This window comes from Hydrogenophaga sp. GW456-12-10-14-TSB4, assembly GCF_059424305.1.
This window is the reverse complement of the sequence record NZ_JBWKZH010000002.1, coordinates 40,603-61,858: the sequence shown is the minus strand read 5'-3', so window position 1 is coordinate 61,858 and position 21,256 is coordinate 40,603. Positions and strand designations below refer to the sequence as shown.

The window sequence follows — 21,256 nt, the reverse complement described above, 5'->3', positions numbered from 1 at the left end:
ATCGTGTCGTCCCTCGCGGCGCCCGCCTCCATGCGAAGCGGGCACGTCTTACTCATGAAAAAATGATGCTACCAAACGTAGCATCCCGACAACGCCCAAGCACCTGTCATTAAGTGCATTTCTGCACACTCGCGGACAGGAGCAGTGAGGGAGTATTAGATTGTCGCCTGCGCGGGAAGGCGCTCGTGCCACTATAGACCACCCTCCGGGCCTCTCAGGCCGGAAATATGACCATTCAGGCGCCGGTTTTCCGACCAGCGAAAACACGGCACGCTTCATGACTGCCACGCCCCTGCCCTCACCCGAAACGCCCGGCATCGATCTCTGGCTGGTCCAACTGGACGGCGGCTCGCCGGACCCGGCCGACCCCGACCAGACGGCGCTGCTGAGCGAGGCCGAAAAGGCCAAGGCCAACCGCTTCCATTTCGAGCGCGACGCGCGCCGCTACCGGGCCAGCCACACAGCCCTGCGCACGCTGCTGGCACAGGCCACCGGCGCGTCCCCGCAAGCACTGACGTGGGTCGAAGGCCCGCACGGCAAGCCGCGCCTGGCCGGCACCGGCCAACCCCACTTCAACATGAGCCACAGCGCCGACTGGGCCCTGATCGGGATCTGCCGCGACGCACCGATCGGGGTCGACATCGAAGTGCCCCGCGACATGAGCGAGCTCGAGGCGCTGGCCGAGCGCAACTTCACGCGGGCCGAGGTCCTGGCCTTGCGCACGGTCGATCCGGCGCACCGCCTGCAGGCCTTTCTGCGCTGCTGGACCCGCAAGGAGGCCTGCCTGAAGGCCCTGGGCAGCGGCTTGTCCATCGAGCCGGGGGTGTTCGAGGCGGGCATCGAGGCCGCCCCGCGGTTCACCGCGATCGGCGTGGGCACTCAGGCCTGCGGCATGGCGGTGCACAGCCTCGCGCTGCCGTTCAACGCCCTGGCCGCCTGCGCGCGCCTGGCGGACGCCAGCCACCACCTGGCCCTGTAGCCGACCTTCACGCGCCCGCGCGGGGCCGGTCGCGGCGCCACCACGCGCCAGCCTGCCAGAGGCCGAGCAGCCGCGCGCGGTACCAGTCCCGGCGCAGCTCGCCGACCTGCGCCAGGGCCCAGGTGACGGCCAGCACCGCCAGCAGGACGGCGCCGGACACGCCCCACCCCGGCTGGACGATGCCCAGCGCGCCGGCGAACACCAGCAGGGTGAAGTGGATCAGGTAGAAGCTGAAGGTGAAGCCGGCCAGGCGCTTGATCCAGCGCGCCCCGGCCGCGCCGAAATCCCATTCGCAACGCGCACAGCCGATGACGAAGACCGCGAAGATCAGGGCGACCACATAGTCCGACAGCACGTGGACGGTGGAGCCCGGGTCGAAGGGCCGCGGCAGGATGTCGCTGAAGCCGGCGCAGAGGCGGCGCGAGGCCTCGTCGGTCAGGTTGCGCAAGCCCGAGAGGAAGAACACCGGGTAGGCCACTGCGGCCAGACCCATGAGCAAGCGCGCCGCCCAGCGCCCCAGGCGAACACCCGGCAGGCGCCGCAGCAACCACACGCCCAGCAGCCAGACCGGGAGCAGCAGCACGATGCGCGGCCCCATCACGGCCAGCACCGCGATCACCGCGACCCAGCGCAGCGGCCCGCGCAGAAACAGGGCCACGCCGAACAGCACGTAGTACCAGACCTCGTAACCGAGCGACCAGTACGGCGCCATGCTGAAGGGCTGGATGGCGCCGAACCAGGTCTCGCCGAGGAACAGCCAGTGGAACGGCAGGTAGAACCAGAGCTTGGGGTACTGCCAGTCCGGCGCGTACAGGGCGGGGTTGAGCCGCATCCCGACCAGGTCGACGGCCAGGGCCAGCAGCACGGCCGGCAGCGCCACCGAGTAGACCCGGGAGAGGCGCGCCAGCGCATAGCGCCCGCCGGCGCCGGGCTGCTCGCGGGTGGTGTGCGCGATCACCAGGCCGGAGATCACGAAAAAGGCGATCACCGCATCGTCGGCGGAGCGGTGCCAGGTGAGCGAGAGCGACAACGGCGCCACCTTGAGGTACACCGCATGGCCGATGTAGACCGCCAGGGCCGCGATCACCCGGCACAGATCGAGCCACACGGACAGCGCCGGCGTCATGGCACCGGCGGCACCCTCTGGCAACCTGCTCGGACCCGGCATCAGTGGTACCGCAGCCGCGCCCAGGCCGTCCAGAAACGCGCCTTCGCGCTGTCGCTCAGGGGGCGGTGGCCCACGGGCGCGGGTGCCAGGCCCACGCGCCGCAGCACCTTGCGCGCCCGCTGATTGAAGTTCAACGCGCTGCGCCAGGCCATGGTCTGGCGGGTGTTGAAGATGATGGACATGGAAATGGAGACGTCCTCCGACCCGTTGCGGACATGGTGGCCCGAAACGAACGGGATGTGCAGTGCCTCGCCCGGACTGAAGTCGTAGGCCGTGGCGTAGGCGTCCTTCTCCGGGGTCCACGGCAGGCGGGTGTTCACGTAGGAGACGTAGTTCTCGCAGTCCTTGACCGACACCACGCGGTCGTCCCAGGGCTGCGACACCGTCACCTGCTTGCTGCCGCGAAACTGCATCAGGAAGGTGGAATAGCGATCGATGTGGAACGGCGTCACGCTGTTGGGCGAAGCGATGAAGAGGTACAGCTTGGGTGTGATGGCCTCGCCCCCCACGCCCCGTTCGCGCATCAGGGCCTCCACGTCGCCGATCAGTTCCTTGTAGAGGCTGGCAAAGGAGGCCTCCACCTGCGGCGAGCTGACCATGATGTAGGAGTCCGAGACCCGGAGGTTCTCGATCGTGGCTTCGATCGACTGTTCCTCGGGGCGGTGCCGGAAGGTGGTTTCGAAGTCGTCGCCGTTCTGGAGCTGCCGGATGGAGTACATCACCTGGTCCTTGGGCAGGGCCGGAATGACCCGCGCCAGATTGCCCATGTCCAGCGCCGGGTGCCCCACCAGGTTGTGCCGGAACTTGAATGGTTCCCGATCCAGTTTCGCCGCGCTCACGCCTTCACCAAAACAGGTCAACATGACGGAACTCCATTGAATTGGAGACCTCAATGTAACAAATGTTGACTACTCTGACACGCAAAAAAGGCAGACTGAATCCACATTGCTTCACATCCGGCGTGGACTTGAGCGCCCCAAATGTGACGAAACGCGTACACACTGCCGTACCACTGGAAAACCTTCGATGCCGGATGCCGTCGGGTCATATCGGCTCACTACAATGCGACGCACACCTGAGCCCCCCGTGAACCGCCCAGAGGCACTTGCCACCGCCGCGCCGCCGCACCCACGTGCCGCCCGGCCCCAACAAAAATCCGGGAACCTCCGTTGAACATAAGAAAAAAGATCGGCCTCCAGTTTCTGGTGAGCAATGGCGCCACCGTGGCCAACTTTGCCCTGTCGGTCATCCTGGCCCGCCTGCTGACCCCGACGGACATCGGCATCTTCTCGATGAGCGCGATCCTCATCACGTTCGCGCACGTGTTCCGCGACTTCGGGGTGTTCTCGTACATCGTCAAGGAGAAAGAGGTCACGCAGCAGACCATCCGCACCGCGCTGGGCGTGTTGCTGGTGACCTCCTGGACGGTCGCCGCGATCCTGTTCTTCACGTCCGACGTGTGGTCGGTGTTCTTCAAGACGCCCGAGGTCGGCGACGTGGTCAAGGTGCTGGCCGTCGGCTTCGTCTTCATTCCGTTCGGCTCCATCCCCTACGCCCTGCTCACGCGCAACCTGGAGGTCAAGCGGACCTCCAAGGTCATGGCGATTTCCGTCGTGACCTACTTCGTCACCACCATCGCCCTGGCCTACACGGGCCACGGCCACATGACCATGGCCTGGGCCAACCTGGTCAACATCATCGTCACCGGCGCGGCCTACCACCTGTACTCCACCACGCCCATGCCCTGGCTGCCCAGTCTCAAGGGCTGGAAGAAGATCACCCATTTCGGCACCGGCACCATCGTTACCTCCACCGTCGCCGCGCTGGATGCGGCGCTGCCCGATGTGATGCTCGGCAAGATGAGCACGCCCGCCGCCGTGGGTTATTTCAGCAAGGCCGCCTCGGCGGTGTCCCTGCCCTACACGGTGCTCAAGTCGACCATCGACTACTTCGCGCTGCCCTACCTCTCGAAGCTGCACCACGCCCAGGAAGACATGGCGGCGGCGATCCAGCAGGCCTCGTCCTACATCTCGGTGGTGATCATCCCGGCCATGGTCTGGATGACCGTGATGGACCGAGAGATCATCCTCTTCCTGTTCGGCCCGCAATGGGTCGCCAGCATCGACGTCATTCCCTGGCTGTGCCTCACGGGCGCCGCCGGCATTCTCTTTCGCCTGGTCACGCCGGCCCTCACCAGCATCGGCAAGCCCTACGCGGCCGCCGTGCCCTCGCTGCTGGTGCTCCTGATCAAGGTGGCGCTGGCCATCGTGCTGTTCGACGGTACCCTGGTGAGCTTCGGCATCGCCATGGCCATCGGCCAGATCGTGGGCATCCCGCTCTACGTCATGGTCAACAAGGTGTATTTCGGGCTGGGCGTGCGCCAGTGGCTCAAGGGCAATGTGCACATCGCGCTGATCGCGCTGATCACCGGGGCCTTCAGCTACGTGCTCAAGACCTACGTGCACCCCAACTTCCCGATCTTCTTCAGCCTGCTGTTCAACGGCATCATGTTCGTCGCCGCCTGGTATGTCTGCGTCATGCTGATGAAGCCGCCGATCGAGGCCGAACTTCGGCGCTTCCAGGACAGCGCCGCAGCGCTGCTGTTCAAGAAGGACGCGGCGGGCTGAGCGGCTCGGGCCGCAAGACCTTCGTGGCGGCCTTGCTGTCGGCCGCCACGGTCTTCAGAACGTGCTGCTTGAGCACCTCCATCAGGATCAGGAAGATGTAGGGCAGCTCGAAGTAGGCAGCGCTGAGCAGCGAGCCGGTGACCACGAAGGCCAGCAGGGCCGCGCCCAGCATGTCGGCCAGGTCGGACGCCCATCGCAGCGAGGGCCCTCGCCCCTTGGTCAGCTTCAGGATCTCGCGGCGCGTGAGGAAGGCGTTGGCCACCAGCGCCACGAACAGGAAGAAGCCGATGAACCCCATGTCGCCCATGACCTCGAACCAGATGCTGTGCGCCGCCAGGCCCGACGGGCTGCTGGGCGCCACCTCGATGAAGGGCAGCAGGGTCGGGCCGTCCTTGAAGCCGTCCCAGAGCACGGACGACTGCACCGCCCGGAAGCCGCCGCCGAACACCGGGTTGGACAGCGCGATGGACGAACTCACCCGCCAGGCGCCGAAGCGGCCCAGCAGGGAGTCGTCTTCCTTGGCGGTCTTGATGGTTTCCATGCGCTCGGACCAGGAATCGGGCGCCAGCTGCACCACCACCGCCACGCTGATGGCCACGATCACGATGCCGATCACGCGGTTGCGGCTTTTCATGAGAATGAAGAGCACGATCACGCACAGGCCGATCAGGGCGCCGCGCGAGGCGGTGGCCACCACGGCGAAGGCCGTCAGCGGCAGCATCACGGCAAAGCCGGCCTTGGCCAGCTTGCGCGAGGAGATCTGGTAGAGGTAGTACAGCAGCGGCAGCACCATCAGCAACACCATGGCGAAGTGGTTGTTGTCGCCGAACTTGGCGATGCCGCGCGCGTTGTGCCCGCCACCGCTGGCGATGAACTTGAGGCCGTCGAGCGCGCCGTGGAAGCTGGTCGCCAGCACGACCATCACCACCATCGCGTGGATGCGGTAGCGCGAGGTGACGAACACCGGCATCAGCAGGCAGAACAGCACGGTCTTGGTCAGGTTGCCGAAGAGCTCCCAGTTGCGGTCCAGGCCCGGGTAGGCGAACAGTGCGACAAAGAAGCCGTGCACGACGAACAGCATCATCAGCACGGTGGTGCGGTTGATCTCGATGCGCTCGAACCGGTCGCCGTTGCGCATCAGCAGCGAACCCATGGTCACCAGGGCGAACAGCTGCACGAAGGGCACGACACCCATGAAACCGTGCACGTAGCTGTTCATGGCGATCAGGCCGGCCCACCCCCACAGCAGGTAGCCGACGAAGGCATTCGACAGGCCCAGGGGCACGAAGAGCAACATGGCCCCGAAGACCAGCAGGTCACGCATGGCGATGGCTCCTAGTGCTTTTTCTTCGGCGGCGGCGGTGCGTCATCGCTGAGCACCTCGTAGGAGAAGAAACCCAGGTCGGGCGTCTTCGGGTCGCGGGCCTTGCGCCGCACCGCGAGCAGCAGCAGCGCCAGCAGCACCAGTTGGGCCAGCAGCAGCAAGCCTTCGGTCATGCGAACCTCCTGAAGATGTCGAGTTGTCCCTGGGTGGTGGAGTCCCAGGAAAAGGTTTCCGCGTGCGCGCGCGTGGCGGCGCGCGTGGGCAGATCGCCCATCAACTGGCGCCAGGCCTGTGCCAGGGCGGGCCCGTCGCGGCGTTCCATGAGAAGGCCCGCCGCGGGCTGGCTGACCACCTCCGGCGTGCCCCAGATGTTGGTGGCGATCACCGGTGTGCCGCAGGCCATGGCCTCCAGCAGCACGTTGGCCCAGCCTTCGCGGCTGGAGCACAGGGCCAGCGCATCGGCCGCGCTGTACCACCACTTGAGTTCGGTCTGCGGCACCACGCCCACCCAGCGCACGCGCTCGGTCACGCCCAGGCGGGCGGCCAGCGCCTTCAGGGCGCCCTGCTCCGGCCCGCCCCCGGCCACCAGCAGCGTCACGCCCGGCAGGGCCGGCAGCGCCTCGATGGCGATGTGATGGCCCTTGCGTTCGATCAGGTGCCCCACCGACAGCAGGTACGGGCCCTGCCCGTCCAGGCCCAGGCGCTGCCTCGCGGCCTCGCGCGGCTCGGGGGTGAAGCGCTCGAGGTCGACGCCGTTGCGCAAGGTGTTGAGCTTGCCCGGGTCGGCACCCAGGGCGGCGAGCGAATCCATGAGCGCGCGGCACACGCCGATGGAGGCCTGCGCCTGTGCCGCGGTCTCGAGGATGAGCTTGCGCGGAAAGGGGTATTCGGGGATGAGGTTGAGGTCGGTGCCGCGCGCGGTCACGACGAAGGGCTTTTTCAGCCAGCGCGCCAGCAGCCCTGCGGCCACGCCGTCGGGGTAGTAGTAGTGGGCGTCGATCAGGTCGAAGTCGAAGCCCTGCTTCTGCAGGCGCCGCACCGTGGCCAGGGCCCCCAGGGCCATGGTGTAGGGCGCGAGGTTCATGCCGACCTTGGGCAGCAGCAGGTAGCGCGGGTGGTGCACCTCCAGCCCGTTGCGCTGCTCCCGGCGCGGCGTGGCGGCGAACTGCGCGTACTCGCCGAAGCGCGCGGACTTCAGTGGGAACCAGGGCACCGGCGCCACCACCTTGGCCTCGACCTGCCCGGTCTTGAGGAGCTCGCGCAGGCGGGTCTCGACGAAGATGCCGTGGATGGGCCGCACCTCGCTCGGGTACAGGCTGGAGAACAGCAGGATGCGAAGGGGCTTCAGGGATTTCTGCATTCAAACACCATCACACCTTCAAAACTTTGCCGGGCCGTCTCGCGCCCTTGCGGACAGGCCTGGGGTTTGTTGCGGTCGTTGTTGTCGCCCACGAGGTAGTAGCCGCGCGCCACCACCTCGTCGGGCAGCGGGCTGTAGCCGATCCACAGGCGGCCGTGGGGCGTGTCGATGAAACGCGCCGTGCCCTTCAGGTGCAGCCGCTCCAGCCAGGTGTCGCCCAGCTTCTGGTAGATGCGCCGCCAGGTATCGGAGTCGTCGATCTTCGCCGGGTCCTGGATCGCGAGCAGGCTGCCCCAGCCCGGGCCCTGGAGGTAACGGGCCATGGCCCAGTAGCGCACGTTCGAAGGCACGTAGATGTCGCGGCGCTCGGTGTTGTGCTGCGCGATGTGCCGGGCGACCTGGTGGAAGTCCATCTTGCGCGGGGTCTGCAACCGCTCCCAGCCGGCGCCGTAGAGCGCCCCGAAAGCCAGCAAGGCCACCAGCAGCGCCGCGCCCCACACCCGCAGGCGCGCGTCGGGCCGCAGGCGTTCGTGCAGGTGCACCGCCAGCGCCACGGCGAGGAAAGGCGCGGTGTAGGCCAGCGTGCGGTCCAGCCAGATCGGCCGCAGCACCAGCGAGATGGTGCCCACCACCAGCACCGGCATCACCACGAACGAGACCACGCAGGCCCTCACGTAGGCCGAGCCGAACACCAGCAGGTAGAGCACCAGGGCCAGCACCAGGGCGGCGGCCACGGCGTACTGCGTGGTCGAGGCGCCGGGAAAGTAACCGAGCAGCCAGCCGCCGATGGTCTGGGCCACGTTGTCCACGTTCGGCAGGCGGGTGTGCGAGACCGAGCGGAAGCTGGCGTTCGCCAGCCAGGGCAGCAGCAGCACACCCGAAATACCGATGAACCCCAGCAGGGGCTTGAGGCGGTGGCGCTCGCCGGCCACCCAGCAGCGGATCAGCGTGTAGCACAGCACCGAACCCACGGCGATGAAAGCGATGCTGTGCAGCATGGACAGCGAGAGCACCAGCAGGCACATGGCCCACCAGTGGCCGCGCCGGCCGTGCAGCAGCCATTGGTCGACGCAGTACCAGAGCAGCAGCACGTTGCAGCCCAGCATGGCGTACATGCGCAGGTCGGAGGCGTAGTAGATCTCGCTGCCCAGCAGCGCCGTGAAGGCCGCGCCCAGCAGCGCGGCGCTGCGGCCGGCCCGCGCGGCCACGCCGAGGTAGACCACCCCGATCGACGCCAGGCTCCAGAACACCGAGTTCAGGAGCAGCCAGGTGTCCTGTTTCGAGAACACGCCCCAGGCGTTGAGCTGCAGGTAGTACAGCGGCGGATGGATGTCGAAGCGCATCACCGCGACCACCACGTCCAGCGGATTCAGGTTGACGTAGCTCGCGCCGAAGACTTCATCGAACCACAGGCCGCCATCGGCCCGGATCGCCAGGAAGCGCAGGCCGAACGCGATCAGCATCACCAGCAACAGGCCGCCCAGGGCCGCCTTGCTCGAGAGAGAGTCGGTGCTTCGCGTCGTCATGGTTCACCTCGTCGGGGAAGCCTGGGCCAGGGAAGTCGACAGCGCCACCACCCGCCGGGCGTTGCCCGTCCAGGTGAGGCTGAGGCGGTCGATGGTGTCGTGCGCCGCGACAGCCAGCCGCTCGCGCAGGCCGTCGTCGGTGCAAAGCCGCGTCAGCGCGTCCTGCATGCCGGTGGGCACGGCCTCGTCGAACAGCAGGGCGTTGTCCTCGTGGGTCAGCACTTCGCGCAGGTTGGGGGTGGCGGGCGCGACGACGGCCTTGCCCAGCACCAGGTACTCCATCAGCTTCAGCGGCGACGCATAGGGCGTCACGGCAGGCTGCAGGGCGACATCGAAGGCGGCCACGTGCGCGGGCACCCGGTCGCGGTGGATCACACCGGTGAAGGTCACGCGGTCGGCCAGGCCCAGGCGCCGGGCCTGCTGTTCGAGCGCCTCGCGCACCGGGCCGTCGCCCACCACCAGCAGGTGGGTGTGCGAAGGCGCCTGGGGCGACGCCATCCAGTCGACGATGCGGTCCACGCCATGCCAGTCGCGCACGAAGCCGGTGAAGCCCAGCACCAGGCGGCCCTGCAGGCCCAGCTGCGCCTTGGCGGCGGCCTGGGTCGGCGCCTGGGCGAAGTGGGCGCGGTTGATGCCGTTGGGAATGACCTGGATGCGCGACTCGGGCACGCCCCGGGCGCGCACGTGGTCGGCCAGCACGTTGGTCACCGGCAGCACGCAGTCCGCGCCGCGCCAGGCCACGCCCTCGGCCCAGCGGGCCAGCGCCTTCAGGGCCAGGCCGCCGCTGTGCTGGGAGCGCTCGAACACCAGCGGCGAGTTCACCTCCAGCAGCAGGGGGATGCCCAGGCGCTTCTTGGCCATCAGCCCGCTGAGCAGGAAGAGGTTGTAGCGCTCGTAGATGACGTCGGGCTGGAAATCGCGCGCGGCCTTCATCAGCTTGCGGTAGGCCAGCAGGCTGTAGGCCAGCTCCATGAGTTCGTACACGGCCTTGGGCATCAGGGCCTTGAGGCGGTGCACCCAGCCCATGTCGCTGCCCATCTGGCCGTTGCCACCGCCCTGCCCCGGCGTCGCGCCGGCCTCGGGCTCGTCGCCGGCCGGGCTGACCACGCGCACCTCGTGCCCTTCGCCGCGCAGGGCCTCGATCATCTCTTCGATGTGGACGGCCTGGCCGTCCTTGGACGCCGTGCGGTGGTGGTACAGGATTTTCATGGGTCGAGCGGCCTCAGGCCGCCGGGGATCGGTGAAGTTGGCCGTCGAACACCCGCTTCCAGTGGGCGGTCATGAGGTCCTTGGAGTACGACGCCTGCACCTTCGCACGGCCTGCCCCGGCCCAGGTCGGCCACATCGGCCGGCGCTCCAGGGCGAGGGACAAGGCAGCGGCGAACGGGCCATCCTTCGGCTCGCACAGGTTGTCGGGCGAGACGTCCGAAAGAATGTCGCCCACATCGCCCACGCGCGTGGCCACCACGGGCATGCCCACGGCCATGGCTTCGAGCAGCGCGATCGGCAGTTGCTCGGTGTCCGACGACAGGGCGAACAGGTCGAAGTCGCTCAGGCGAGCGGACGGGTCCTTGAGGTAGCCGGTGAACTCCACGTCGGCGGCCACGCCGAGCGCCTGCGCCAGCGCCTGCAGCTCGCCGCGCTGCGCGCCGTCGCCGACCACGATGAGGCGGGCCGGCCGCAGGGCGCGCACGCCCGCGAACGCGCGGATGAGCCGCGCGATGTTCTTCTCGGGCCGCAGCCCGGCCACCGTGCCGATGCGCACCGGCCGACCGGCGTCGTCGGCCGCGCGCGCGCCGGCGGGAATGTCCACACCATTCGGGATGAAGCTGACCTGCTTCGCCGGCAGCTTCCACACGCCGGTGGCCATGCGCTCCAGGTTGCGCGAAGCCACCACCACCGAGACCCGGTTCCAGCCCAGCAGCACGCGCCGCATCCAGACCCGGCGCGGCAGCTGGCGTGCCGCCTCCTCGGGCCCGAAACCGTCTTCCACGTGCACGTGCGGCACCACGCGCGGCAGGTTCGCCGCCGCCCATTCGATGGCACCCCAGTTGTAGGACAGCAGCAGGTCGGGCTTCAGGCGCTGGAGCAAGGCGCGAAAGGCGCCCCGGTTGGCCAGCGCACCGCCCTTGACCACCTCCAGCCGCATCGGCTCCCAGGACACCGACGGGTCCAGCCGTTCACCGGCGTCGAAGCAGTTGTCCATCGCCACGATGAGGTGGCGGTAGCCCGGCCCCAGGGCATTGGCCAGCTGCACGAAACGCGCCTGCGGCCCTCCGAGCTTGAAGGTCGAGAAGGCGTGCAGCAGCACGCGCACAGGGCGTGCGCCCTCGCTCATGCAGAACCGTCCCCGGCATGCACCGCCATGGCCTGGCGGTGGAATTCGGCCGGATCGGCCACGGGCTTCCAGCCCAGGTCGTGCTTGGCGTTGCTGCAATCGATGCGGGCCAGCAGGCCGCGCGACATCAGGTCGCGCTTGAAGGGCCGGGGCACGGCACGGCCGGTCACGCGTTTGATCAGCCACTTGCCCATCTCCACCAGCCACAGGCCCGTGGGCGAGGACGGCACGAACTTCAGCGGCCGGCCGACGGTGCGCGACAGGTCGGCGAGGTACTCGCGCGCGCTCGGGCGCACATCGCCCACCAGGTTGTAGGCCCGCCCCGGTGCGGTCGGCGCGTTGACCGCCGCCACGATGGCCGAAGCGCAATCGCCCACCAGCACCCAGGGCAGCGCGTTCTGGCCGCCGTTCCAGCCCACGCAGTGCTGGTCGTTGTTGAAGAAGCCCAGGCCGCTGTGGAACGGCGAGGTACCCGAACCGACCACGAGGCCGGGGCGCATCAGCACGATGGGGAAACCGGTCTGGTGGTGGATGTCCATCAGGGCCTGGTCAGCCAGGGTCTTGGCGCGCGCGTAGTCGGCGCGCGTCTCGGGCCGGGGGTCCGGCGGCGTGGTGCCGGTGATGGTCTCGCCCGCGTCACCGAGGAACAGGCTGGCGATGGAGCCCACGTGCACCATGCGCTTCACACCGGCCTCGCGGCACACGTTGGCGACCATGACGGCGGAGTCCACCATCGCCGCGCGGATGGCCTCGAAGTTGGCGCCGCCCCCGCCGTGCGCGAGGTTGACCACATAGGGGGCACCGGCGATCGCGCGCTCCAGATCGGCCTTGTTCTTGACGTCGCCGCGCACGATCTCCACGCCGGGCCGGCTGAAGACGGGCTGCAGGTTGCTCACGCCGCGCGCCATCACGCGCACGGGGTGGCCCTGGTCCAGCAGGGCCGCCACGGTGTGCGAACCGATGAAGCCGGTGCCACCCAGCACCACGACCAGCTCGCCCGTGGGCGCGACTTTGGGTGCCGGTGCGGCGCGCTCGGGCAGGGGCTTGAAGCCTTCGACCATCTGCTCGCACACCGAGACCAGCTCGGCGCCGAAGTCCAGGTCGATGCGGGGCTTGCCCTGGCTCTGCAGCTCCCGGTAGAAGGCCTGCAGGCTGCCTTTCATGCCGAGGTAGAAGGGGTCGGAGCGCGGCTTGAGCTTGGCGGTGGCCATGACGTAGTCGCGCAGCACGGAGAAGCCTTGCGACACCACCTGCTTGCCGGTGGCGCGCGCCGACAGCCAGGCGTCCACCGGCTCCATGTAGGCGGTGCGCTCCAGGGTGTGGAACTGGTTGGCGAACATGTCGGCCACGGCCACGCCGTCGTCGCAGACCACGGTCATGCGGCAGACGGTGAATTCGGCGCCCACGTGGAAGCGCATGTGGGCCGGCATGCGCTCGCAGCGCAGCGACACCTGGCAGGCGTTGTGCAGGCCCACACCGGGCGAGATCTCCACCGGGTCCTCGGCCAGCAGCGAGAGCTCGCGCACCGAGCCGGCCAGGTCGAGCACCTGGGACAGCGGGTGCACCGCCTGCTCCAGCAGGATGTTGAGCGGCTTGCGGAACATCCAGTGACCGAACTGGCGCGCGGCCAGCTGGCGCAGCGGCACTTCGTACACGTAGTCGAGGTAACGCGGCTTGCCCAGGCGGCCCGAGGCAATGGCCTCCTTGAGCTGCACGTAGGCCGGGTTGAACACCAGGTTCTGGTTGACGCCGATCACGGCGCCGGAGCGGGCGGCGGCCTCGCGCATCTGCTCGCACTCGGCGGTGCTCACACCCACCGGTTTTTCCAGCAGCACGGTCTTGCCCGCCGCAATGAACGGCATGGCCGAGGACAGGTGGAAGTCCGGCGGCGTCAGCACGTGCACGGTGTCGGCCTCCGACGCAGCGGCTTCCTCGATGGTGGGGAACACGCGGCCCGCGCCGAATTCCTTGGCCAGGCCCTGGGCGGTGGCGGCGTTCACGTCGAACACGCCGTACAGCTCCACATCCGGGATTTCGCGCAGCGCGGCCGCGTGGGTCTTGGCGATGTTGCCGGCGCCGACCAGCAGCACCTTCTTCTTGTTGCTCACAAACTTCCTCCTGAAATGAATTCTGGGCCCGTCAGTCGGGCGCGCGCTTCTCGTTCTGTCGCAGGAACGCGTCGAACATGATCAGCATCCACAAGGGCGTGGAATGGTCGGACTGGCCGCTCAGGTGTTCTTTCACCATGCGCTCCAGCACGGGGGCATTGAAGTAGCCCGAGTCCAGCATGCGCGGGCTCAGCACCGATTCGCGCATGCGCTGCGCCAGCGGCCCGCGCAGCCACTTGGCCAGCGGCACCGAGAAGCCCATCTTGGGCCGGTACAGCACGTCGTGCGGCAGCAGCGGCTCGAAGGCCTTCTTGAACACCGCCTTGCCCTCCCCGCCCTGGATCTTCAGATCGCTGGGCAGCGTGGCCAGCCATTCGATGAGCTGGTGGTCCATCAGCGGCTCGCGCACTTCCAGCGAGTGCGCCATGGCGGCGCGGTCCACCTTGGTGTTGATGTCGCCCACCAGCCAGGTCTTGTAGTCCAGGTACTGGATCAGGGCCAGCGGGTCGTCGGTCTGCGCGCGCTGGGCGTGCTCGCGGAACACCTCGATGGCGTTGTAGCCGCCCAGCTCGCGCTGGAAGGCGGGCGAGAACAGGCGCGCGCGCTGGTCGGCGCGCAGGTGCGACATGCTGTGGTGGTAGGCCTGCACGCTGTCCATGGCCATGGCCTGGAAGGTGGTCTTGGCGCGGAACATGCGCGGCGCCCAGTCGGCCTTGGGGTAGAGCCGGCCCAGCGTGCCGAACACCGGCTGGCGCAGGCCCTGGGGCAGGCGGTTGCGCACGCGCTCCTCGCCCAGGTGCATGCGGTAGCGCCGGTAGCCGCCCAGGCTCTCGTCGCCGCCGTCGCCCGAGAGCGCCACGGTGACGTGCTTGCGCGCCATCTCGCAGACGCGGTAGGTCGGGATGGCGGAGCTGTCGGCGTAGGGTTCGTCGTAGAGCCAGGCCAGGGTGTCGATCAGGTCGAAGTCGTCGCTCTTGACGATCTCCAGCCGGTGATCGGTCTTGTAGCGGTCGGCCACCTGCTGGGCGAATTCGGATTCGTTGAAGCGCGGGTCGTCGAAGCCGATCGCGCAGGTCTGCACCGGCGTGTCGGACAGGCCGGCCATGGTCGCGACCACGGCGCTGGAATCGACCCCGCCCGAGAGGAAGGCGCCCAGCGGCACGTCGGCGATCAGGCGCAGCTTCACAGACTCGCGCACGCGCTCGCGCAGCTCGACCTCGGCGTCGGCCTGGTCGATCGGGTTGTCGTTGGTGAACTGCACGTCCCAGTACGGCACGGGCGCCGGCTGCCCGGCCTCGCCCCGGTGCAGCAGCAGCGTGTGCGCCGCCGGCAGCTTGTGGGCGTTGCGGTAGATGCAGCGCGGGTCGGGCACGTAGCCGAACGAGAAGTAGTCCTCCACCGCCTTGGGGTCGATCTCGCGCACGAAACCGGGGTGGGCGGTGATCACCTTGAGCTCGGAGCCGAAGATGAAGCTGCCGTCGGGCAGCCAGGCGTAGTGCATGGGCTTGACGCCCATGCGGTCGCGCGCGAGGAACAGCGTCTGCTGCGCGCGGTCCCAGATGGCGAAGGCGAACATGCCGCGCAGCCGGTGCACGCAGGCCGTGCCCCAGGCGGACCAGGCATGCACGATCACCTCGGTGTCGCTGCGCGTGCGAAACACATAGCCCAGGGCCTTGAGCTCGGGCACGAGCTCCTGGAAGTTGTAGATCTCGCCGTTGAACACGATGCCCACGCTGGCGTCGGCGTTGAACTGCGGCTGCTGGCCCGTGGCCAGGTCGATCACCGACAGGCGCCGGTGCCCCAGGGCAAGGCCGGGTTCGAGGTGCAGGTCGTCCTCGTCCGGGCCCCGGTGGGCCTGGATGTTGTTGATGCGGGAGACCAGCGCGCGGTCGTAGCTGCGCAGGCCCTGGGTGTCGAACAGGCCGGAAATGCCGCACATGTCAGTGCGCCTCCTGCACGGTGGCGTTGAGGTTGTGGGGATCGTCGAGGCAGGCGTCGATGCCGCTCAGGTGGGCCTGCCAGCTGAAGCCCTGCAGCACGAAGCGGCGGGCCTCGCGGCCAAGCGCGGCGGCCTGCGCCAGCGGCGCGTCGAGCAGTTGCTGGAGCGCCTGAAGGAAACCGTCGGCGTCCTCGGCACGCAGCAGGCCCTGCGCGCTGCTCGCGCCGATGGCCTCGGCGCACGAAGGCACGGTGATCACCGCCTGCTCCATGGCCATGGCTTCGAGGATCTTGTTCTGGATGCCGCGCGCCACGCGCAGCGGTGCCACCACGGCGGCGGCGTGCTGCAGGTAGGGCCGCACGTCGGGCACGGTGCCGGTGACCACCACGTGCTCGCCGGCCAGCGCCTGCACCTGTGGCGAGGGGCTGCGGCCCACGATGTAGAAGCGCGCCCGCGGCCAGTGCGCGCGCAGGCGCGCCAGCATGTCCGAGACGAACCAGCTCACGCCGTCGATGTTGGGCCAGTAGTCCATGGCGCCGGTGAACACGATCGCCTGCTCGTTGGCCGCGAACGGGTTGGTGCGCGCAGGGTCCGGGGCGAAGAAATCGGCGTCCACGCCGTTGCTGAGCGACTGCACCTGGCCTTGCGCCTCGGGTGCGTGCGAGAGAAACAGCGCGGTCTCGTTCGGGGTGACGAAAAACGAGCGGCGCGCCTGCGCGGCCACTTCGCGTTCGTAGGCCAGCAGGCGTTCGCCCTCGCGCCGGTACACGGCGGACATCGGCCAGCGGTGCGCGGGCGCGTACTGCGTCCACTTGGCCGAATCGACGTCGACGAAATCGACCAGCATCGGCACGTCCGGCGCCAGCGGCTGGGCGTACTGCGCCATGGCGCCGGAGAACACCACGCTGGCCTGCAGCTCGTGGGACCGGGCCACCTGCTCGACCCAGCGGCGCATGCCGGCGTTGCGGTAGTAGGCCAGCGTGAGCGCCTCGCCGCGCAGCAGGCCGGTGGCGCTCATGAGTTTGGCCTGGCGCGGCGCGATGCGCTCGACGTGCAGGTCCGGGCACAGGGTCTTCAGGGTGGGCAGGTGCTGCTCGTCATCGGGGTCGTCGATGAAGGTGCCCAGGAACACGCGGTGCTTCTGCAGCAGGTGGCGCAACAGGTGGTACGAGCGCACCTTGTCGCCCTTGTTGGGCGGGTACGGCAGTCGGTGAACAAGGTACAGCAGGTTGGCCATGGTGCGTCAAGGTGGCGTTCGGTCAGCCCAGATTGCGCACGATGAAAGGTCCCAGCCAGTTGGCCACGCCGATGGGCAGGCGCCGCCAGGTGGCGATCAGCAGCTTGTACTTGGCGTTCGCTGGGTTGTTCTGCGGAATGGCCTCGCGCTTGTACAGGCGGTACTCGTAGTTCAGCGGCGTGGGCTCGAAACCCCAGTTCTTCTTGAACGCATAGGGACCCGTGCCCTCCTTGCTGCGCCCGTAGTCGAACACCTTGAGCCCGCGCGCGCAGGCCAGGCGCATGAGCTCCCAGTACTTGAAGTCGTTGGCGGCCAGGTCGCGGGCAGCTTCGTCGTCGCCGGCGTAGTACGGCAGCACCTCATCACGGAAGTAGAAGCTGAGCACGCTGGACAGCGGGCGGCCCTCGGCCGAACACACGGTCAGCACCTCGGCGTCGGCGCCGAAGGTCTTGAGCAGGGTCGCGAAGTAGCGCTTGGGCATGGCCGGCGTGCCGTGGCGGTGCACGTTGTCGGCATACAAGGCGAAGAAGCGGTCGACGGTCGGGTCGATGTGCGAGGTCAGCGCGTTCTTGATGCCCTTGCGCACCATGGCGCGCTGCTTGCGCGGGATGGCCAGCATGTTGTCCTCTTCCTTGGGCAGGATCGCCTTGCGGAAGGTGACGTAGAGCTCCTGCACCGGCCAGTCGCTGTGGCGGCGCTCGATGTGGCGCAGCTCCAGGTGGTCCGTGCCCAGCTCGACGGCCAGGCGCTGGGCCTCGGCTTCGAGCGCGGCGGCGGCTTCGGGCGTGGCCGCGGCCGCACCGCCGTACACCGCGAACGGCAAGCCGGTCAGCGCATTGCCGAACAGGCGGCTGTTGACGTGCGCCAGCGGCAGCACGCCCTGGATCTCGCCGCCGGACTCGGCGTAGAGAAAGTAGGTGTCGTGGCGGAAGACATCGCGGATGACCGTCTGCCAGCCCGCGCGGTGGAAGAACGTGGCCTGCGGCTGCGCCAGGACGAAGGCGTCCCAGCGGGCGACGAGATCGGCTTGGGCGCTGTCGAGGCGGTGGATGCGCAGAGGAGCAGACTCAGACAACGGGCACCTCTTTGCGGTCACCCATGAAAATCTGGTCCATGCGGCCCCATTGGAAATCGTCCAGCAGGCGCGCGAGGCGCTGTTCGGTGCGGCCGATGTTGACGTAGTGGCGGAAGCGCGTCTTCAGGTCGATGCCGGCCACCCGCGGCTGGCCGGGGTCGATCTCCCAGGGGTGGAAGTAGAAGATGGCGGATTGCGCGTCCTGCCGGTTCACCTGCCGCAGCATCCAGCGAGACAGCGCATAGGGCATGAGGCGGAAGTAGCCACCGCCGCTGGACGGCAGGTTGCGGTTGAACAGGCGCAGCGTGGTCGGAGGCACTTCCATCATGCCGCCACGGGTTTCGTACGCGAAGCGCGGCGCGTCGGGCATGCCGTAGTGGTCGTGCTTGACCGGGTAGATGCTGGAGCTGTAGCGGTAGCCCGCCCGCTTCAGCGTGTCGAGCGCCCACAGGTTGTTCGCACCGATCGAGAAACTCGGCGCCCGGTAGCCCAGGACGGCCTGGCCGCCCAGGTCTTCCAGCAGGCGCTTGGAGCGCGTGATGTCGTCGAAGAACTCGGCCTCGGTGAGGTCGCTCACCCGCTGGTGCCCGTAGCCGTGGCTGGCCAGCTCGTGGCCCTCGCGCACGATGCGGCGCACCATGTCGGGGTAGCGCTCGGCGATCCAGCCCAGGGTGAAGAAGGTCGCATGGGTGTTCTTCGCCGCCAGCAGTTGCAGGATGCGGTCGATGTTGTGTTCGACCCGGCACTCGCAGCGGTCCCAGTCGGCGCGGTTGATGTAGGGCGCCATGGCCGAGACCTGGAAGTAGTCCTCGACGTCGATGGTCAACGCGTTGATGGGTGCTTGGGATGGCATGAAAAACCCCTTGGGATCAGTTGCTGCCGTTGTTGCGGGACTTGCGGGTCGCCGCGACGATCTTCTTCAAGGCGCCGAGGATTTCCAGGCTGACCCGCTCCTGGCGCAGCACGCTGCGCTCCATGCGCAGCAGGCGCGTGCTCAGCTGCTCGGCCGACACGCGGGTGAGTTCCTCGCCGATGCCGTCCACCACGTCGGCGTCGAGCTCCAGGTCTTCGGGACCGATGCCGTCGACCAGGGACGGTCGTTCGGCGGTGCCCGCCCCTGCCCTGGGCAGGTGCGCCCAGCGATCGTCGGTGGCGGGCGCCTCTGGCACAGGCGCCGCGTTCTCCGCGTGCATTTCGGTGACCACCTCGTTGAGCGCCTCCAGCGTCAGGGTGGGCGCTTCAGACAGGAAGCCTTGCAGCAGCAGGCGGTCGCACAGCGTGTTGATGCGGCGCGGAATGCCGCCGCTGTGCTGGAAGATGCCGGCAAACACCGCCGGCTCGAAGACCGGCTTGTCCACCGCGCCGGCGCATTTGAGCCGGTGCTCGATGTAAGCGCGGGTGTCCTCCTCGTCCAGCGGACCGAGGTGGCAGCGCGCGGTCACGCGCTGGCGCAGCTGCAGCATGCCCGGGCCCTGCAGGATGGTGCGGAACTCGGGTTGCCCGACCAGGAAGGTCTGCAGCAAGGCCTGCTCGCCGAACTGGAAGTTGGAGAGCATGCGCAGCTCTTCGACCGCCTGCGGCTGCAGGTTCTGCGCCTCGTCCACGATCAGCAGGCAGCGCTTGCCCTGGGTCGTCTGCGTGATGAAGAAGGCCTCCAGCGCCATCAGCATGTCGGCCTTGCCGGTGCCGCGCACCGGCACGCCGAACGCCGCGCAGACCAGCTTGAGCGCGTCTTCGGCCCCCAGTTGCGTGCTCACCAGGTGGGCCGCGACCACCGAGCCGTTTTCCAGGCTGTCGAGCAGGTCGCGCACGATGGTGGTCTTGCCGGCCCCCACCTCGCCGGTGATGACGATGAAGCCCTCACCACGCATGACGCCATACACCAGGTACGAGCGCGCGCGCCGGTGCGGCTTGCTGCTGTAATAGAAACGGGGGTCCGGGTTGAGTTGGAAGGGTTTGCTGGTCAACCCGTAATAGGCTTCGTACATGAATCAGAACCGGTGGGTGACAACGCCCAGGACGGCGGTTTCCGTGTAGGGGGCGGTGCCGCTGTAGGACGAGCGCCGGACTTGCACGGTGGCGCTGGTGCGGGCGGCCAGGCGCGTGCTGGCACCCAGCGTCAAGGTCTTCAGGGTGTTGCTGAACGAGGTGTTGATGCCCTCGTTGGTCTGCCGGATGAAGGACACGTTGACCGAGGTCAGGGGCGTCATGCGGTGGGCGTAGGTGACGCGCCAGGCTTTCTCGCGGATGTCGGTGGCGATGCTGAAGTCGTCACTGAGGGTGATCAGGGGATTGAGGCGGCGCCCGGCGTTGCGCGCCACGGCAAAGACCAGCGCGTCGCGCGGAGCGAACAGGCCCAGCGAGAGCTCCTGCAGGCGCTGCACCGACGCCGACGACGTGAGGAAGCCCGGGTTGAGCTGGAAGTCGGCCGGCAGGCCCAGGCGCTGCAACTCCGCATTCACCTGCTGCGCGCGGCGCACCGGATCGGGCTCGTTGGAGAGCGCATCGATCATGCCGTACAGCGAACCCTGGGAAGCACCCGCGGCATCGAGCTGGTTGGTGACCACGTCACGGGAGTCCGTGTAGCGCCAGATGGCGCGCCGGCTGCGGTACTCGACCTCGACGTTGTGGCCGTTGCCGAAATACCGGTTGGTGCGCTCGGCGAAGATGCGCGTGCGCTCGGAGGGCCGCCACTCGAAGCCCAGCCCGGTGGAGCGGTAGGACTTCATTTCCGTCGTGAGCAGGTCGTTGGACTCCACGCCCACCAGCGCCGACAGGGTCAGCGTCGGGTTCAGGGCGTAGTACAGGCGCCCGGTCACTGCGTCCAGGGTTTGCCGCTGCCCGAAGCTGTAGTCGAGCTGCGTGCGCCCGGCTTCGAGCGTCCAGCCCAGCGATTGCCCGGTGACCTGACGCGACAGCCGTGCCAGGCCTTCTTCGGACGTGATGTCCGAACGCAGCCGCGAGTCGGTGCGGGTGCTCTGCCAGCTGTAGCGCAGCTCGTAGTCCACCGAGCCCGTCAGGTTGCCGCGCAGGTAAGGCGAGATGCGGAAGCTGGAGGTCTCGGACAGGTTGTCGTTGCCCAGGGAATCCACGGTCGGCGACTCGAACGCCGAAATGGCCTGCTGGCCGATGAGCCCCGAGAAATCGATGAAGGCCCGGTTGTCCCAGGCCTCGAAGGTGCCGTTGGTGTTCAGGGACTGCTGGATGTTGTCCTGCACCGTGTCGCGCGCGTCGTAGATGCCGCGCAGCGAGTAGTCGAAAAAGCCCTTGAGGCGCGGCTTGTTGACCACCACGCCGATGCCGGGGCTGATCTCGGTGATCTGTTCGGACTCGCGGTTCTGGGTCGTCAGGCCGCCGTTGTTGGAAAAGCCCTGGCTGATGGAAATGCGGGGCGTCACCCAGATGGGCGGCGGCGGCCCCACCGGCTGCTCGACCGGCACCCCGTCCGCCACGGCTGGCAGTTCCTGCGCCTTCACCTGGGCATGCAGCGACAGCACGAGAAGGCCCGACAAGGCCTGCACCAGCGTGGCCACCGGGAAGGAGGCCGGCCGATGGGATGATCGATGTGTCACAGG

The 21,256-nt window shown here is 68.2% G+C and carries 17 protein-coding genes; 2 read left to right on the top strand and 15 right to left on the bottom strand.

Going from position 1 to position 21,256, the window contains the following annotated elements; all coding sequences use genetic code 11:
• Positions 1 to 277: 277 nt before the first annotated feature.
• Positions 278 to 979, top strand: coding sequence for a 4'-phosphopantetheinyl transferase family protein (locus tag AC07ZS_RS01645; RefSeq protein ID WP_494796889.1), 702 nt, complete (start codon positions 278 to 280; stop codon positions 977 to 979).
• 7 nt (positions 980 to 986) lie between these two features.
• Here the strand turns inward: AC07ZS_RS01645 and AC07ZS_RS01640 are convergent, their stop codons facing one another.
• Entirely contained in the window at positions 987 to 2,105 is a 1,119-nt protein-coding gene (locus AC07ZS_RS01640) for an acyltransferase family protein (RefSeq protein ID WP_494796888.1), read from the bottom strand.
• 41 nt (positions 2,106 to 2,146) lie between these two features.
• The gene (locus AC07ZS_RS01635; RefSeq protein WP_494796887.1) at positions 2,147 to 3,010 is read right to left on the bottom strand and encodes a cupin-like domain-containing protein; all 864 of its coding nucleotides are present in this window, start codon (positions 3,008 to 3,010) and stop codon (positions 2,147 to 2,149) included.
• A 306-nt stretch (positions 3,011 to 3,316) separates the two neighbouring features.
• On the opposite strand from AC07ZS_RS01635, the gene AC07ZS_RS01630 reads away from it, so the two are divergent.
• Entirely contained in the window at positions 3,317 to 4,774 is a 1,458-nt protein-coding gene (locus tag AC07ZS_RS01630) for an oligosaccharide flippase family protein (protein ID WP_494796886.1), read from the top strand.
• Here AC07ZS_RS01630 and AC07ZS_RS01625 read toward each other — a convergent pair.
• Genes AC07ZS_RS01625 through AC07ZS_RS01565 form a run of 13 tightly spaced genes read right to left on the bottom strand, consistent with a single transcriptional unit; the run spans position 4,752 to position 21,253 of the window.
• Entirely contained in the window at positions 4,752 to 6,098 is a 1,347-nt protein-coding gene (locus tag AC07ZS_RS01625; protein ID WP_494796885.1) for a putative O-glycosylation ligase, exosortase A system-associated, read from the bottom strand. The two genes, AC07ZS_RS01630 and AC07ZS_RS01625, sit on opposite strands and share 23 nt — an antisense overlap.
• Before the next feature lie 11 nt (positions 6,099 to 6,109).
• Positions 6,110 to 6,271 carry a hypothetical protein gene (locus AC07ZS_RS01620; RefSeq protein ID WP_494796884.1) on the bottom strand — a complete coding sequence of 54 codons (162 nt, stop codon included), beginning with the start codon at positions 6,269 to 6,271 and terminating at the stop codon, positions 6,110 to 6,112.
• The gene (locus tag AC07ZS_RS01615) at positions 6,268 to 7,458 is read right to left on the bottom strand and encodes a glycosyltransferase family 4 protein (RefSeq protein WP_494796883.1); all 1,191 of its coding nucleotides are present in this window, start codon (positions 7,456 to 7,458) and stop codon (positions 6,268 to 6,270) included. The genes AC07ZS_RS01620 and AC07ZS_RS01615 overlap by 4 nt, the downstream gene beginning before the upstream one ends.
• Positions 7,443 to 8,984, bottom strand: coding sequence for a glycosyltransferase family 39 protein (locus AC07ZS_RS01610; RefSeq protein ID WP_494796882.1), 1,542 nt, complete (start codon positions 8,982 to 8,984; stop codon positions 7,443 to 7,445). Before AC07ZS_RS01610 ends, AC07ZS_RS01615 begins: the two co-directional genes overlap by 16 nt.
• A 3-nt stretch (positions 8,985 to 8,987) precedes the next feature.
• Positions 8,988 to 10,193: a glycosyltransferase family 4 protein gene (locus tag AC07ZS_RS01605; protein WP_494796881.1), complete on the bottom strand. Its 1,206-nt coding sequence runs from the start codon at positions 10,191 to 10,193 to the stop codon at positions 8,988 to 8,990.
• 13 nt (positions 10,194 to 10,206) lie between these two features.
• Positions 10,207 to 11,322 (bottom strand): glycosyltransferase, encoded by a 1,116-nt coding sequence (locus tag AC07ZS_RS01600; protein WP_494796880.1) that lies wholly within the window; start codon positions 11,320 to 11,322, stop codon positions 10,207 to 10,209.
• Positions 11,319 to 13,430, bottom strand: a complete 2,112-nt coding sequence (locus AC07ZS_RS01595) for an NAD-dependent epimerase/dehydratase family protein (protein WP_494796879.1) — start codon at positions 13,428 to 13,430, stop codon at positions 11,319 to 11,321. Before AC07ZS_RS01595 ends, AC07ZS_RS01600 begins: the two co-directional genes overlap by 4 nt.
• A gap of 31 nt (positions 13,431 to 13,461) precedes the next feature.
• Positions 13,462 to 15,369, bottom strand: coding sequence for an XrtA/PEP-CTERM system amidotransferase (locus AC07ZS_RS01590; protein ID WP_494796878.1), 1,908 nt, complete (start codon positions 15,367 to 15,369; stop codon positions 13,462 to 13,464).
• A 1-nt stretch (position 15,370) separates the two neighbouring features.
• On the bottom strand, positions 15,371 to 16,606 hold the full coding sequence (locus AC07ZS_RS01585) for a TIGR03087 family PEP-CTERM/XrtA system glycosyltransferase (protein ID WP_494796877.1): 1,236 nt from the start codon (positions 16,604 to 16,606) through the stop codon (positions 15,371 to 15,373).
• A 22-nt stretch (positions 16,607 to 16,628) separates the two neighbouring features.
• Complete coding sequence (locus AC07ZS_RS01580) at positions 16,629 to 17,681, bottom strand: FemAB family XrtA/PEP-CTERM system-associated protein (protein ID WP_494796876.1); 1,053 nt, start codon at positions 17,679 to 17,681, stop codon at positions 16,629 to 16,631.
• Positions 17,674 to 18,534 carry an XrtA system polysaccharide deacetylase gene (locus AC07ZS_RS01575; RefSeq protein WP_494796875.1) on the bottom strand — a complete coding sequence of 287 codons (861 nt, stop codon included), beginning with the start codon at positions 18,532 to 18,534 and terminating at the stop codon, positions 17,674 to 17,676. The genes AC07ZS_RS01580 and AC07ZS_RS01575 overlap by 8 nt, the downstream gene beginning before the upstream one ends.
• Positions 18,535 to 18,550: 16 nt before the next feature.
• On the bottom strand, positions 18,551 to 19,669 hold the full coding sequence (locus AC07ZS_RS01570; protein ID WP_494796874.1) for an XrtA/PEP-CTERM system-associated ATPase: 1,119 nt from the start codon (positions 19,667 to 19,669) through the stop codon (positions 18,551 to 18,553).
• A 3-nt stretch (positions 19,670 to 19,672) separates the two neighbouring features.
• On the bottom strand, positions 19,673 to 21,253 hold the full coding sequence (locus AC07ZS_RS01565) for a TIGR03016 family PEP-CTERM system-associated outer membrane protein (RefSeq protein ID WP_494796873.1): 1,581 nt from the start codon (positions 21,251 to 21,253) through the stop codon (positions 19,673 to 19,675).
• Positions 21,254 to 21,256 lie beyond the last annotated feature (3 nt).